This is a genomic window from Streptococcus cristatus ATCC 51100 (assembly GCF_000222765.1).
Classification (GTDB): Bacteria; Bacillota; Bacilli; order Lactobacillales; family Streptococcaceae; genus Streptococcus; species Streptococcus cristatus.
On sequence record NZ_AFUE01000004.1, the window covers coordinates 23,478 to 37,667 of the forward strand.

The window sequence follows — 14,190 nt, forward strand, 5'->3', positions numbered from 1 at the left end:
AAAACTGTATCAAGCGCAAAAAAAGAACCTAATGCCTTAAGCATCAGATTCTTATTCTAAAAGATTTATTGCTGGTATACTTCTTGATAGAATTCCAGCTTGTCTCCATCCTTGACAGTGATTTGATTGGCTGCCTTAGGAGCCATTTCTCCGTTGACCTTAAACATCCAGTAGAGGCCCTTTGCTTCATCCTGAGCATGACCGTCAATCGAAGTAATAAAACCTTCTTTTTCTTCGACCTTATAGGCCTTCTTCAATGCGTCCATCGCTGTCTCTCCTTCTGCAACAGCCACCGTTTTTTCGCTCTTCTCCTGACCTTCTGGTGCAATACTGATGCTAATTTTCAGTTCCTTTTTGACGGAAGAAGCAGCCGAACTAGAGCTGGTATCAGTTTTTGTTTGATTATTACTACAGCCCACTAAAAAGAGAGCAAAGGCAAGCGTAAGTAAGCTAAAGATTTTTTTCATGATAAAGTCTCCTTAAAATAAAATACAAAATAGGATAAAAGAGCATGGTTGAGCAGGCATGAGCTAGATTGAAGCCTGCTCCCGCTGCCACATAGGTCCACCAAGGCATTTGATAAAGCAAAGCTGTGATACCATCAATCACAAGACCATAGCTAAAGGCTAAAAGCAAGGCCAACATACTCTGGCCAAACAAACCTAGTCGCCTATAGAGCAAATACCATAGACAAATGACCACCGCAAAGGATAAGATTTGGAAAAGTACCCACGGCCCCATTCCGAAGAGGAATGAAGATACAAAGATACTGATAGACATGACTAGAAGAGAGCCCTTCAAGTCCTCAAAATCTACCAAGAGAAAATACAGCGCTGTAATCGGCTTGATATTGGGCAGGCCAGCAAAGGCATAACGAAGCACGACGCAGACAGCCGCCAGAAGAGCGATTCGAGCAAGATAACGAAGAGACACAGTTTCTGCCTTTCTAAACGATATTCTTCAGTATGATAACACGGTTCTGATTAGCCTAGCAAGAATGCTAAGTAAATCAGCTTTTTATGTATCCTGTCGAATCATCTCCGTTAGTCCTTGATCTCGGTAAAGCAGATCATTTCTAACTGAAAATCCCAGCTCCTGCCAAAAACGGTTGCCCAGTTCATTTCTTTCAAAAACGACCAGCGATACTTTATGGATACCAAGTCTTTTCACTGCTGACAAGGCCTGTTCGACCAGAGCTCTGCCTACTCCTTTTCTACGAAAATATGGATGGACAGCTGTATGATAAATGTACGCTCTACGTCCATCTGTGCCAACTAGAATAGCACCTATAAAGCTCTCCCCTTCCAAGGCAACCAGACAGGTCTCAGGATTGCGCTTCAAAAAACGGGCAATCCCTTCTTCAGAGTCATCTAAGTTATTGAGCCCCATACCAGCGCAAGAGAGCCACAGCTGGTAAACAGAGGCATAATCCTTTTCTGTCATCACACGAATTTCCATTGCACACATCCTCCCTAAGCCATTTCAAATTTGAGTTGGCCACCTTTGACACCAACTTTGAGCGTTTGACCAGCTGCCAAATCTCCAGTTAGTAGCAACTCAGATAGCTTGTCCTCCACCTGCGTCTGCAGGGTACGGCGCAGCGGTCGCGCTCCCATTTCTGGATCGTAACCTTCCTGAGCCAGCAATTTCAGGGCACTAGCTTGGAATTTAAGCACGATGCCTTGCTCTGCCAGACTCCTAATCAACGGTTGCACCATAATCTTGACCACTTCCTGCATATCCTCAGCAGACAGACTATGGAAGACCACCTTTTCGTCAATCCGGTTGATAAATTCAGGCCGGTAGGTCTTCTTCAATTCTTCCAGAATGCGTTTTTCCATATTGGCCTGATCAAAGCGGATGTCACGCGCGCCAAAACCAACCGTCTTATCATCCCGCAGGGCCGTTGCCCCCAGATTGCTGGTCATGATAATGATGGTATTGGAGAAGTCCACCTTGCGGCCCTTGCTATCAGTCAACTGGCCGTCATCCAAGACCTGCAAGAGGACATTGAAAATATCTGAGTGAGCCTTTTCTACCTCGTCAAAGAGGAGGACAGAATATGGACGGTTGCGCACCTTCTCCGTCAATTCGCCGCCTTCCTCATAGCCTACATAGCCTGGGGGCGCCCCGTTGAGACGACTCGCTGCGAATTTCTCCATATATTCACTCATGTCGAAGCGAATCAGGGCTGATTCATCATCAAAGAGAACTTCTGCCAAGGCCTTAGCCAACTCTGTCTTCCCGACACCCGTTGGCCCTAAGAACATAAAGGAACCAATGGGGCGTTTGCCGGTGCGGATGCCCGATTGATTGCGACGAATAGCTCGGCTGACAGCCGAAACTGCCGCATCCTGCCCGATAACTCGTTTATGTAGTTCTTTTTCCAAATTGAGATATTTTTTGGCATCTGTCCGAGTTAATTTCTGTACAGGAATACCTGACAAGCGACTGAGAGTCTCTAAGATATCCCCTGCTTCCACTTTCAGCTTGTAAACAGTTGACTCCTGCTCTTTTGCCAGTAGCTGGCCGACTTTTTTAAATTTTCCAGCCATCAAAGCCTGATCCACAGGCGTCAAATCCGACTGTTTATAATTCTGCGGTCCTTTATTCTGCACCGTTGCACTAGCTTCATCCAAAAGGTCAATGGCAGAGTCTGGCAAATGCTTGCTGGTCAGATAGCGATGAGCATACTTGACTGCTGTTTCAATCGCTTGATCGCTGATGACAACCTTGTGATGCTCTTCGTAGCTCTTTCTCAAGCCCTGCAAAATAGCAATGCTGTCGGCTACAGTAGGCTCTTCAATAGTGACCTTGGCAAAACGCCGAGACAGAGCAGCATCTTTTTCGATATGTTTTTGATACTCTTCCTGCGTCGTAGCACCAACTGTCCGCAAGGTTCCCCGAGCCAGAGCAGGTTTCAGGATATTGGCCGCATCCAAGGTCGAATCAATCCCGCTGCCAGAACCCATGATGGTATGCAGCTCATCGATAAAGAGGATGACATGGCCGTCTTCTTCGATGTCATTGATGATATTGTTCATCCGCTCTTCAAAGTCTCCGCGGAAACGAGTCCCAGCGACAACATTCATCAAGTCTAGTTCCAAGACGCGCATCTTGGCAAGTTCTGCTGGAACCTGACCAGCTGCTACGCGTTGAGCCAAACCTAGCGCCAGAGCTGTCTTACCAACCCCCGCATCACCAACTAGCACTGGATTATTCTTTGTCTTGCGGCTGAGGATCTGAATCATCCGAGAAATTTCCTCATCCCGACCGATAACTGGTTCCAGACGACCAGCCCGAGCCAGCTCTGTCAAATCCCGAGTATAGTCTTCCAGACCGCCACTAGTTGAAGGAGGCATACCCATCATATTCGCCATGGTTTGTTTGGCAGAGGCCGTGTTTTTATTTAGCGAGCGGATCGATTTGATTTCCTCTCTGCCCCAGCCAGCACGCTGCTCTAAAACCTTTCGTAAATCACTGAACCGAGGGGCTGAACTCTTATCATCATAGCCGAAACCTGCAGCTTCTAGCACACGAGCTGCCAAGATCCCACGATCAAATAGTATGGCTAGGAGAAGATGTTCTGTTCCTAGGCTTTTAGCGTGGACGGCTTCCGCAATCTGCCCTGCTTGAGTAAAGAGCTCCTCCAAACGGTGAGAGAAAGGCAATAAGTCAAAACCGCCTTGTTTTTGATACTCTTTTCCAGTAATGTCAAAGGCTGCTTCTTCCAGTTTATCCACTTCAATAGGGAATTCATTTAGAGCCGAGCCTGCAACGCTGTAGGGATTATTAGCTAGAGCCATCAGAATCTGCCACGATTCTAAATAATCTGTAGCAAAATGACCAGCTAAAAGCTGAGCCGCTTCTAAGCTTTCTACTAAAGCTTTTGAATAGTTCATATTCTTAATTTCCTTTTCTATCTAATTGCTGCAAAATTTTCCGTAACATTCTGGCTCGAGTCCTCGGAGCCTCTGTCCCTAAGACAGCATCGCTGGCACTCGCTATGAGCAGATCCCCCTCACGCTGACTGATAATTTTTTCATCAAAGAGCAGCTGCAAGATATCTGAAAAAACCGGCTGGCTGAGCGACTCACCAACATTGGTCAACAAATCAGACAACATTTGGTGCCGATCAGAAAATTCAATCTTACCAATCCTGATATAGCCACCGCCACCGCGCTTGCTTTCGACGATATAGCCCCGACTCTCCGTAAAGCGTGTCTTAATCACATAATTGATCTGACTCGGAACCACCTGAAAAACATCGGCTAACTCACTGCGCTTCAGCTCGACCATGCCCGCCTGCGCCAAAATTCTTTTGATATATTCTTCTATACTATCCGAGGTATTTTTGATGCCCATGATATACCTTTCTATCTGTTATATCTAAAAATAAGCATTCAAGTCTTCTCTAACATTGACTATCTTTGACTATTATACCGAAAAAATCTATTTTTTGAAAGAAAAAGAAGTACCAGAAAGCTTGAAAATATCTGATAATTCAGAGTAATGAAAAAGATTGATAGACTGAGTAAATACGATTGTAATCGCTTGCCTTTTACTTTTAAAGACTTATAATAAAGGTGTGAAAGTGTGGTGTTTACACCATCAACCGTATCCAAACAATCATCATCAAAAGGAGGTTTTCCAATGAAAATAAACTGGCTCAACTATACCCATCATGTACTTAGCTGCCTTTTGGTCACTCTGAGTATCTTGACAATTTTTTCTGCCGAGTATGTCGTTTTCCCAACAAGCCTTCTTCTAGGCTGTCTCCTCATTCCTCTGCTCTTTGAACAGCACTTATTCAGTCGCCGAATGACTTGGGGCCTCAGCGTTTTCTTTGCCATTCTTGTTTTTGCCCTTCTCTTTATCATCAAAACCAATCATATCTCCCTTAGCTATCCAGCAACAACCCTTCTTCTTTTTGTACTAGCAAGCCTGAGTTTTTCAAACTCCTTTATCCTTCACAAACATAAAGAACAAAAAGCCGCTAGATAAAGCTATCCAATAAAAAGTGTGGAAGCAACATGAGCTCGGAAGAGCCCTGGATTCCACACTTTTCTTATTCTATAAGGAGCTGGATGGTAGCCAAATATTCTTAAATGATTAGCCCACTCTGCCAGCCTAAACTAGACTTTCAGAAAATTTTCTCCTCTCTATTTTCCTACTTTCATTTTCTTTTTAATTATATTATAATATCTAGAAAACACATTTTCTAATCTAATCGCTTTAAAAAATGATAGTATTCTACGAAGGAGGGCGACATGATGGATTTGGGTCAATTGCACAAAACTACTGAATATAAGAATCAAGGGACCCCCTATTCTCTGACGCGGACCATTACGGAAAACGGCCAGCCTGACATCCTCTTCCACTGGCACACCGACGTTGAAATCATTTACGTCCACGAAGGAAGTGCCCAATTTCATATCGACGATCATTATTTTAACAGCCACAAAGGCGATATTGTCCTGATTCGTCCCAATGCCCTCCACTCCATTCATCCGATTGAGCAGCAGCGCCACTACATGGATGCCATTAACTTTCACTTGGACTTGATGGGCTATTCGGCCATGGATCATGCTAGTATCCACTACTTACAGCCTCTCTATAATGGTCAATTGGACTTTGTCCACGTCATCAAGCCGACTGATCAAGCCTATGAGGAAATTCGTCAATGCCTGCTGGCTACTATGGAAACCGGTTATTGCCAAAAGAAATACTATGAATTTCAGCTCAAGGCCCAGCTCAATCAGCTCTTCTACTTGCTCTTTGAAAACGGCTATATCGTCTCCAAGGAGCTATCTGCCGAGGGCTACCGCAAGGAAGAGAAAATTCGGTCTATCATCGACTATATCAATGAGCATTATCAGGAAGAACTCTCTATTGATCAGCTGTCTGGTATTTGCGGCTACAGTCCTACGCACTTCATGAATTTCTTCAAAAAACATCTGGGCGTTTCTTGCATCGAATATCTGATTCAATTTCGCCTGCGCAAGGCTGCCGAGCTCCTCCAGCACTCCACTCTGTCAGTTCTGGAAATCTCAAGCCAGTCTGGTTTTAATAACCTTTCTAATTTCAACCGACAATTTAAGAAATACTATCAAATGACACCCAGTCAATATCGAAGGAAATAGGGAAATCTCCAGTCAACTGATTGGAGGTTTTTTTATCTGAACATGATTAATAAAAAAACGAACAGACTAAATATCTGTTCGTTTTACGGGATTTTGAAAGTTATAGGTAGTTATTCTGCTGATTTTTCACGGATCACCAAGGTTCCATCTTCCATATCTGCAGTCAAGTGCTTAGCATCTAGATTATCCAAGTGGAAGTCAGTCACCTTGTCACGAATTTGTTGCTCGATAACGCGGCGAAGCGGACGAACACCCATGACTTGGTCATAACCAGCATCGCGCAGGAATTCCTTAGCCGCATCAGATACTGCCAGATCAATTTCCTTCTTGCTCAAGGTTTGATTTACTTCAACCAGCATGAGATTCACAATTTCCATCAAATCTTCTTTCTTGAGATGAGAGAACTCGATAACCGCATTGAAACGATTGAGGAACTCTGGACGGAAATAATGTTTGAGTCGCTCCATCAGATCCGGCTTTTCTGCATCCTCTTCCAAGCCTGCTTCGTAGCCAAAGCCAGCATTGGAAGTCGCAATGATAACCGTGTTTTTGAAGTTAACAGTATTCCCTTGACCATCCGTCAAGCGACCGTCATCCAGAACTTGAAGAAGAAGGGTAATCACTTGTGGATCCGCCTTTTCAATCTCATCCAAGAGAATGATAGAGTAAGGATTGCGGCGCACGCGCTCGGTCAGGGTGTTGTTGTTGTCATCATAGCCGACATAACCAGCAGTCGTACCAATCAGCTTGGAAACCGCTGTGCGGTCACTGTATTCAGACATATCCAGACGGATGATAGCATCCTTGGTACCGAACATATCCAAAGCCAGTTGCTTAGCAAGCTCAGTCTTACCAACACCAGTTGGACCAACAAAGAGGAAGCTTCCGATTGGACGGTTGCCTTCATCAAAGCCTGCACGATTACGGCGGATGGCACGAGCCACAGCTTCTACAGCCTTGTCTTGGCCAATCACCTTGGCTTTAAGACGATCATTCATGCCCTTAAGGCGCTCAATATCGCTAGCGCCCATTTGAGATACCGGCACACCAGTCATTCGTTCAACAGACTCTGCCACATCATTGACTGTCGCCGTCACCTTCATATCCTCAGTGTGATTTTGGATCTTCTTTTCCAGCTCTTCAATGCGGGTCTTAGCATTCAAAGCTGCTTCATAGTCTTCTTTTTCAACAGCTGCTTCCTGTTTGTCTTTCTGTTCAGCAATCTCATTTTCAACTGCATGAACATCAGTCACTGGATGCTGGGCTGCCAAGTGGGCAGCAGTCACGTCGACTAGGTCAATCGCCTTGTCTGGCAGGCTTCGTTGTGGAATATACTGAACAGAGTAATCCACAGCCGCTTTCAGCACTTCATCCGGCAGGATGACATTGTGGTGCTTTTCGTACAAGTCCCGAATGCCTCGAAGGATCTGATAGGTATCTTCGGCAGATGGTGCATTGACCTTAACTTCATTGAAACGACGAGCCAGAGCTGCATTTTTGAGAATGGTATTGCGGTACTCGTCTTGAGTAGTAGCCCCGATAACGGTCAACTCACCGCGAGAAAGCGCTGGTTTGAGAATATCTGCCAAGCCCTTAGAGCCACTATCTCCGCCAGTAGAGCCAGCCCCCAGAATTTGATGGATTTCGTCAAAGAAGAGGATGATGTTGCCGGCTTCCTTGACTTCATTGACCAAGTTTTGGATATTTTCTTCAAAGCTACCACGATATTGAGTACCAGCTTCCAGACCGGAAATATCGACAGAAATAATTTCTTTATTCTTGATGGCCGCTGGCACATCACCATTGACAATAGCCTGAGCCAATCCTTCTACGACAGCTGTCTTACCAACTCCGGCATCACCGACCAGAACTGGATTATTCTTAGTCCGGCGAGAAAGAATTTCAGCTGTTTCTTGGATTTCCTTATTGCGTCCAATGACTGGATCTAACTTACCATCACGCGCTTCTTGAGTCAAATTGCGACCTAGCTTAGCCAGAATGCCATCTTGCTTAGGCCCATGCGCTCCAGCTTGCACATCCTGTTCGCCAACTACTTGACCAGGGAGCTTGCCAGTAGCTCGGTACTGAGCAAACTCTTCCGGTGTGACCTCTCTACCATTGATCAAGTAGCGCCGGTGTTCGCTGTTGTAGCCGCCCATGCGCCCCATGAGTTGGTTGAAAAGGTCGTCCATACTGTTAAAATTGTTGTAATTGTTGTTCATCATTTTTCCTCACTTTTTATACGTTTTTATATCATTTTTTTCATTTACTAAAGTTTCAGATAAGAAATCTCTTTCTTACCTACTGTACATTTATGTTCATATCGGAGATCTTCTCCTATCTATTATTTTACATAACTTATTCTATTTCCAAAAATTAAGACTCCTTCAGTCTCTTACTTTATGGATGAGTTGGATCTATTTCAGAAGAATATAATGTTACATAATTTTTAATCCTCCCAAAAATAATCGCCTACTGGCTACATCCTCATCTTCTGAATAAATTCTGTGTAAACTTTTTGTTTACAGTTGTAATTATACATCCTTTTTACTCCCTTGTCAATAGGTTTTAACAAAAAAATTACATAATTTTTTAAAAGTCAAAAAACTTCCCCCACATAGAAATGTGAAGAAAGCTTCTCTATTTTGATACAAGTTAAATCATATACTCTACACTATAACTGGCATCCGACAGAATGCGGGACAGAAACTGTTTGGTCCGCTCCTCCTTGGGACTGGTGAAGAATTCCTGTGGAGGATTTTCTTCGATGATGTGACCTCCGTCCATAAAGATGACATGGTTGGCCACATCACGGGCAAAGCTCATCTCGTGGGTCACAACGACCATGGTCACTCCCTCCTGAGCCAGCTGCTTCATGACACTGAGCACTTCACCGACCAGTTCCGGATCTAGAGCCGAAGTTGGCTCATCCAGCAGGATGACATCTGGCTTGACAGCAATGGCGCGGGCAATCCCAATCCGCTGCTGCTGGCCGCCTGATAGTTGAGAAGGATAGTAGTCCTTGTAGGCTAAAAGGCCCACGCGCTTCAAGGCATCTTCCGCAATCTCAAGCGCTTCTTCTCTCGGTATCTTACGAGCGATCACTAAGCCCTCTAAGATATTTTCAAGGGCTGTTTTATTGGCAAAGAGATTATAATGTTGGAAGACAAAGGCCGTCTTTCTGCGTATTTCCAAAATCTCCTTTTTGCTAAGTTTGGCCAAATCATAGTCCTTACCAGCCAAAGTCAGCTGGCCGCCATCCGCCTTTTCTAAGTGATTCAGACAGCGCAGAAATGTTGTTTTCCCAGAGCCTGAGGGACCAAGAATTACCACAACGTCGCCTTGATTGACCCTGAGACTGACATCTGCCAGCACCTGGTGCTCTCCAAATCGTTTGGAGATATGTTTTACTTCTAACATAATCTTTCCTTCCTAAGCAAGAGCGTAGCGCTTTTCCAAGCTTCTAAACATCCACTGAATCAAGCCGCAGATAATGAGATAAATAACAAAAATCACTAAGTAAGACTCTGAATACTGGTAAGAATGAGAGGCTTCGACCTTAGCCAAAGCTGTAATATCCTTGACCGTCATGACAAATACCAGTGAGGTCCCCTTAACCAAATTGATAACCAGATTGGCGAGATTGGGCAGGGCAGAACGCAGAGCCTGAGGAAAAACAATTCTCCGATAAGCTTGAAAATTCGTTAAACCAATCGCTTGAGCCGCCTCCAACTGCCCTTTATCCACTGTCAAAATAGCAGAGCGCAAGATTTCCGATAAACTCCCTGTTGTCATCAAGCTATAGATGATGAAAGCATAGTAAAGCGGATTGAACTTAAAGACGTCTACCTGACTGCCTAGACTTTTGAAAAATTGATTCAGCAAGCTAGGAAATAGACTGTAGAAAAAGAGGATAAGTAAAATGGGCGGCGTCGCCCGAATGAAGGCCAGATAAACCACCGAAAAGGTTCGCACACCTCGAACTTTATAAATCTGACCTAGAGCTAAGAGAAGGGCTGGAATAAAGCTGAGCAGAATAGCCACTATCATGATAATCAGTGTGACCGGTATGCCCTTCAAAGTAACCAGAAAGGTATTTACAATATAATTCAAATCCATGCTTTACCTCTCCTTGACTGTCAGACTTTTTTCCAGAAGCTGGGAAGCCAGCGAGACCACTAGGGCAATCCCCCAGTAAATCAAGGCCACCGCTGTATAGGTTTCGAGGGAATAATTGCCCAGATTCCGGCTGATGAGATTTTGCCCCGCTCCCATAACATCCACTGCCCCAATCGTATAGGCCAGCGCAGCATCCCGCATGAGATTAAGAAAGGCGGTAGTCAAATTGGGCAGGGCAATACGAAAAGCTTGTGGCAGAATGATCCGCAGAAAAGTCTGCACTGGTGTCAAGCCAATACTGAGACCTGCCTCGGTCTGTCCCTTGGGAACAGCAAGATAAGCTGCCTTGAAGACTTCTGCAATCATGGCCGCAAAGAGCAGAATCATGGTAATGATGACAAATACGGTCCGTGACCAATTGTTGATATCCAGTCCCAACCACCATTTTAAAAACTCTGGAATGCCATAGAAGACCAAGAAGAGCAAGACAATAGGCGGTGTACACCGAAGGATAAATATATATCCTCTAGCCAGACCAGCAAAAGTCGGCTCCTCCACAACCTGAGCCCAGGCCAACAGACCACCTAGCAAGGAGCCAATTAAAACCGTCACGAACATAATCCATAAAGTAGTCGGCAAGGCCTGTAACAAACCAGGCAGCAGGCCAAAAACACGGGACAAATCATAAGCGACCATACGGTCTCCTTTCTCCAGCTTTTAGTCTTTATCTACATAAGAAAAGACATCTTCACCAAAGTATTTTTCCGATAATTTAGAGAGTGTCCCATCTTTTTCTAGCTCTTTAATAGCCTTTTCATAGGCTTTGGCAAACTCTTCATTCTTTTTATCTTTATGAATGAGTGGATAGGTAGGGATACCCTTATAAGGGAACCAGCTCAACTGGTCCGCATACTGATGATAGGAACCTACCTTGTCTGTGACAGCTTTTTCAAAGGACAATTTGATATCAAAGAAGGCATCATAGCGACCTTCCAAGACCCAAGCATAGGCATCCGATATCTGAAAAGACTCTGCTGCGGTCAACTCAATTGGACTAGCATTGTGCTTTTTGTTGTACTCTTCAATCACTGTCCATTGAGCATTCTGTGGTGAAATCGGCACCAATTTCCCTTTTTCTTTGGCAAAATCATCAATATTTTTAAATTTATTTGCGTCTGCTTTTCGAATGGTGAAGCCGATGATACTAGCTCCGATAGGACTTTCTGGAATGATGAACTTCTTAGCCCGCTCTTCCGTGTACCAAGCTCCCTTGGTTCCGATATCATATTTCCCAGATTCCAAACCAATCAAAAGATCTTCGTCACTGGTGCCAGTATATTCGAACTGATAATCTGGCAATTTTTCATCAATGGCCTTGAGTACAGCCACTTCATAGCCATCTGACTTGCCTTTTTCGTCCAAAAAGTCGTAAGGAACGTAGTTTTGCGTATGAGCTACTTTTAAAGTCGTGACCTTGTCACTGCCTGATGTCGAACTACTCGCCTTGCTGGATGAAGCCCCCGTCAAGGTCCGTCCCAAATAAGTTGCGGCAACAATAGCAATCACAGCTACTCCACCGATAATCCATTTTTTCTTACTCATTCTTTCGTCTCCTTCTTATGCTAAACTTGCTGCTTGGCGAACCCACTCAATCCGCTCTGGATCAATATCGCTTGGGATGGTGCAGTCAGCCCCGATAATCAAAGCATCCTTACCAGCCTCTGCTATCAAGCGCTTAGTCTCATTTTGAATAGCTTCTTGGCTACCTGTGTAGAGCAAACCAGTCTTGCCATTTTCAAAACCACCGAGAACGGTCCGACCGCCGAATAATTTGCGACCTTCTGCCAAACTGATGCCTTCTGGCCCCACTGCCCAGTTAATAACTTGAGCTGGATAATCTGTGAAAAGATGAACGTCATTTCGCGCACCTTCGTAGCCACAAATATGCAGAATATTTACTCCGCCAGCTGCATTGGCTGCTTCCAGCACCGCTAATTCACTGGGAGCGATGAATGCCTTGTAGTCTTCGGCCGACACTCTCGCATCCTGAATGCTCTGAACGCTGAGGTAAATTCCATCTGCACCAGCTTCCTTGATAATGCGTTCTGTCAGAGCCGCAATATCTTGAGCAATCACATCCAGCACCCGCTTTGTCACTTCCGCATCTTCTGCTAGAAAATCTGCAATGATGTCATCTCCTCCAGCAACCTTGCCAACCAACCATTTAAAGTAGGTTACTGGCGCAAAAATATTGTAAATAGCAACCAAATCCTCTGTGAAGCCAGCCCTAATCTTTTGAACCAGCTCCACCTGCTCACTGATCCAAGGATGGTCAGCGCCTAGCGGCTCGATATCTTCCAACTCCTTGATAGATTGGACTTTTTTCAAGCGCTCATTCGGATAGGCAAAATAACCATCGCTCATCAGTTTGACAAAGTCTGGCTTGACTTCTGATAGAAATGCTTGATGGCCTGCCAGATTTTTCTCAATAATAGTCTGATTGCCAAAACCAGCCAGCCACTCATCCTCGCTGGTAAAATGATGCCAGAAACCAACTGGCACTCGGTCAACTTTTTCCCCCTTAAAGGCTTTTAAAACCAACTCTCTTTTAGACATATCTTGCTCCTTTTCAATTTGATTGCTATTATCATATCACTGAAAAGTGAGCTTTCCAAATATATATTTCCTATCAGCCCGATTAAAAATATTTATAAGAGTAAATTAAAAAAGCTAGCTCAAGCTAGCTTTACCAAGGTTTTTCAGCTTTCTATGAAAAACCTGTTTTTCTTACTATTTTTAGAAAGGCAAGATATATATTTTCTATAGACGAGATAAGTAATTTTTATCAAAAAACTGCTACTCCAATCTTACTTACTCTTAGCTGCAAAATACTCCCGCACGAGCGGTGCAACCTTGGTGCCAAAGAGTTCGATAGACTGGAGAACCCGCTCATGCGGAAGCGATCCCAACGGCAGATGCAGCATGAAGCGGTCCAGTCCCAGCTCCTCTATCATCTTGATCAATTTCTGAGCGACATTTTCAGGGCTACCGACAAACATGGCCCCCTCTGGTCCTACCTGATCCAGGTATTGCTCATAGGTCACCTCCTTCCAGTGAGGGCGGTCCTTAGAGATAGCGTCCACTACCTGCTTGGTCGGATGGAAGTAAGTCCGGACTGCCTCCTCATTGTCCTCCATGACCCAGCCCCAAGAGTGGGCAGCGATTTTCAACTTTTCATCTGAGTGCCCACTTTCCTGCCCAATCCGGCGATACGCATCCAGCAGGGGCTTGAAGCGCTTAGGCTGTCCACCGATAATGGCATACGCAATTGGCAGGCCTTTCTGGGCGACCTTAATGGTAGACTCGACATTTCCCCCTGTCGCTACCCAAACTGGCAATGTTTCTTGCACCGCCCGTGGGTAGACTTCCCGATTGTCAATAGTCTGCGTCAGTTTTCCCTTCCAATTCAACCGCGTCTCGACACTGGCATAGAGGAGCAAGTCCAGCTTTTCATCAAAAAGCTCTTCATAATCCTTCAAGTCATAGCCAAAGAGCGGAAAGGACTCGATAAAAGAGCCACGGCCAGCCATGACCTCTGCTCTGCCATTTGACAATGCATCAATCGTCGCATACTGCTGGTAGACTCGAATAGGATCCAAGCTCGACAGGACACTGACAGCACTGGTCAGGCGAATCTTCTCCGTCTTGATCGCACCAGCCGCCAGCACAATCTCCGGTGCAGAGACGGCAAAGTCCTCTCGATGATGCTCTCCAATGCCATACACGTCCAGTCCCACCTTGTCTGCCAGCTCAATCTCTGCTACCAGCTGCCGAAGCCGTTCGTCATGAGTATAGATCTGCCCTGTACCCTCTAGTGGCGTTGTCTCTCCAAAAGTAGAAATACCTAATTCCACCATGTTTTTGTCCT

The 14,190-nt window shown here is 45.0% G+C and carries 14 protein-coding genes; 2 read left to right on the top strand and 12 right to left on the bottom strand.

Going from position 1 to position 14,190, the window contains the following annotated elements:
* Positions 1–65 precede the first annotated feature (65 nt).
* The 5 genes from HMPREF9960_RS01720 to HMPREF9960_RS01740 form a co-directional block, all read right to left on the bottom strand.
* Entirely contained in the window at positions 66–467 is a 402-nt protein-coding gene (locus HMPREF9960_RS01720; protein WP_005591146.1) for a DUF4430 domain-containing protein, read from the bottom strand.
* The gene (locus HMPREF9960_RS01725) at positions 451–933 is read right to left on the bottom strand and encodes a hypothetical protein (protein ID WP_005591147.1); all 483 of its coding nucleotides are present in this window, start codon (positions 931–933) and stop codon (positions 451–453) included. The genes HMPREF9960_RS01720 and HMPREF9960_RS01725 overlap by 17 nt, the downstream gene beginning before the upstream one ends.
* An 84-nt stretch (positions 934–1,017) precedes the next feature.
* Entirely contained in the window at positions 1,018–1,458 is a 441-nt protein-coding gene (locus HMPREF9960_RS01730) for a GNAT family N-acetyltransferase (RefSeq protein ID WP_005591148.1), read from the bottom strand.
* A 14-nt stretch (positions 1,459–1,472) separates the two neighbouring features.
* Positions 1,473–3,902 carry an ATP-dependent Clp protease ATP-binding subunit gene (locus tag HMPREF9960_RS01735; RefSeq protein ID WP_005591149.1) on the bottom strand — a complete coding sequence of 810 codons (2,430 nt, stop codon included), beginning with the start codon at positions 3,900–3,902 and terminating at the stop codon, positions 1,473–1,475.
* Positions 3,903–3,906: 4 nt separating this feature from the next.
* On the bottom strand, positions 3,907–4,365 hold the full coding sequence (locus tag HMPREF9960_RS01740) for a CtsR family transcriptional regulator (RefSeq protein WP_005591150.1): 459 nt from the start codon (positions 4,363–4,365) through the stop codon (positions 3,907–3,909).
* 288 nt (positions 4,366–4,653) lie between these two features.
* Between HMPREF9960_RS01740 and HMPREF9960_RS01745 the strand changes: the two genes are divergently transcribed.
* Positions 4,654–5,004, top strand: coding sequence for a hypothetical protein (locus HMPREF9960_RS01745; RefSeq protein WP_005591151.1), 351 nt, complete (start codon positions 4,654–4,656; stop codon positions 5,002–5,004).
* Positions 5,005–5,270: 266 nt separating this feature from the next.
* Complete coding sequence (locus HMPREF9960_RS01750) at positions 5,271–6,143, top strand: AraC family transcriptional regulator (protein ID WP_111705339.1); 873 nt, start codon at positions 5,271–5,273, stop codon at positions 6,141–6,143.
* Positions 6,144–6,253: 110 nt separating this feature from the next.
* On the opposite strand, the gene HMPREF9960_RS01755 is transcribed toward HMPREF9960_RS01750, so the two are convergent.
* The 7 genes from HMPREF9960_RS01755 to HMPREF9960_RS01785 all read right to left on the bottom strand — a co-directional run bounded on the left by HMPREF9960_RS01755 (position 6,254) and on the right by HMPREF9960_RS01785 (position 14,179).
* Positions 6,254–8,365, bottom strand: coding sequence for an ATP-dependent Clp protease ATP-binding subunit (locus HMPREF9960_RS01755; RefSeq protein WP_005592032.1), 2,112 nt, complete (start codon positions 8,363–8,365; stop codon positions 6,254–6,256).
* 433 nt (positions 8,366–8,798) lie between these two features.
* Complete coding sequence (locus tag HMPREF9960_RS01760) at positions 8,799–9,563, bottom strand: amino acid ABC transporter ATP-binding protein (RefSeq protein WP_005591154.1); 765 nt, start codon at positions 9,561–9,563, stop codon at positions 8,799–8,801.
* Between the two features lie 12 nt (positions 9,564–9,575).
* Entirely contained in the window at positions 9,576–10,262 is a 687-nt protein-coding gene (locus HMPREF9960_RS01765) for an amino acid ABC transporter permease (RefSeq protein WP_005591155.1), read from the bottom strand.
* 3 nt (positions 10,263–10,265) lie between these two features.
* Positions 10,266–10,958 (bottom strand): amino acid ABC transporter permease, encoded by a 693-nt coding sequence (locus HMPREF9960_RS01770; RefSeq protein WP_005591156.1) that lies wholly within the window; start codon positions 10,956–10,958, stop codon positions 10,266–10,268.
* Positions 10,959–10,979: 21 nt separating this feature from the next.
* Positions 10,980–11,864: a transporter substrate-binding domain-containing protein gene (locus HMPREF9960_RS01775; protein ID WP_005591157.1), complete on the bottom strand. Its 885-nt coding sequence runs from the start codon at positions 11,862–11,864 to the stop codon at positions 10,980–10,982.
* A gap of 15 nt (positions 11,865–11,879) precedes the next feature.
* A complete protein-coding gene (locus HMPREF9960_RS01780; RefSeq protein ID WP_005591158.1) occupies positions 11,880–12,878 on the bottom strand; it encodes a uroporphyrinogen decarboxylase family protein in 999 nt (332 codons plus the stop codon).
* A gap of 251 nt (positions 12,879–13,129) precedes the next feature.
* Positions 13,130–14,179 (bottom strand): LLM class flavin-dependent oxidoreductase, encoded by a 1,050-nt coding sequence (locus HMPREF9960_RS01785; protein WP_005592041.1) that lies wholly within the window; start codon positions 14,177–14,179, stop codon positions 13,130–13,132.
* Positions 14,180–14,190: the final 11 nt, after the last annotated feature.

What these genes read in the sequence shown, in the direction of transcription:
- HMPREF9960_RS01785 (WP_005592041.1), bottom strand. Translation starts at nt 14,179, where the DNA reads ATGGTGGAATTAGGTATTTCTACTTTTGGAGAGACAACGCCACTAGAG.
- HMPREF9960_RS01750 (WP_111705339.1), top strand. Translation starts at nt 5,271, where the DNA reads ATGATGGATTTGGGTCAATTGCACAAAACTACTGAATATAAGAATCAA.
- HMPREF9960_RS01740 (WP_005591150.1), bottom strand. Translation starts at nt 4,365, where the DNA reads ATGGGCATCAAAAATACCTCGGATAGTATAGAAGAATATATCAAAAGA.
- HMPREF9960_RS01730 (WP_005591148.1), bottom strand. Translation starts at nt 1,458, where the DNA reads ATGGAAATTCGTGTGATGACAGAAAAGGATTATGCCTCTGTTTACCAG.
- HMPREF9960_RS01735 (WP_005591149.1), bottom strand. Translation starts at nt 3,902, where the DNA reads ATGAACTATTCAAAAGCTTTAGTAGAAAGCTTAGAAGCGGCTCAGCTT.
- HMPREF9960_RS01765 (WP_005591155.1), bottom strand. Translation starts at nt 10,262, where the DNA reads ATGGATTTGAATTATATTGTAAATACCTTTCTGGTTACTTTGAAGGGC.
- HMPREF9960_RS01775 (WP_005591157.1), bottom strand. Translation starts at nt 11,864, where the DNA reads ATGAGTAAGAAAAAATGGATTATCGGTGGAGTAGCTGTGATTGCTATT.
- HMPREF9960_RS01770 (WP_005591156.1), bottom strand. Translation starts at nt 10,958, where the DNA reads ATGGTCGCTTATGATTTGTCCCGTGTTTTTGGCCTGCTGCCTGGTTTG.
- HMPREF9960_RS01760 (WP_005591154.1), bottom strand. Translation starts at nt 9,563, where the DNA reads ATGTTAGAAGTAAAACATATCTCCAAACGATTTGGAGAGCACCAGGTG.
- HMPREF9960_RS01745 (WP_005591151.1), top strand. Translation starts at nt 4,654, where the DNA reads ATGAAAATAAACTGGCTCAACTATACCCATCATGTACTTAGCTGCCTT.
- HMPREF9960_RS01720 (WP_005591146.1), bottom strand. Translation starts at nt 467, where the DNA reads ATGAAAAAAATCTTTAGCTTACTTACGCTTGCCTTTGCTCTCTTTTTA.
- HMPREF9960_RS01755 (WP_005592032.1), bottom strand. Translation starts at nt 8,365, where the DNA reads ATGAACAACAATTACAACAATTTTAACAGTATGGACGACCTTTTCAAC.
- HMPREF9960_RS01780 (WP_005591158.1), bottom strand. Translation starts at nt 12,878, where the DNA reads ATGTCTAAAAGAGAGTTGGTTTTAAAAGCCTTTAAGGGGGAAAAAGTT.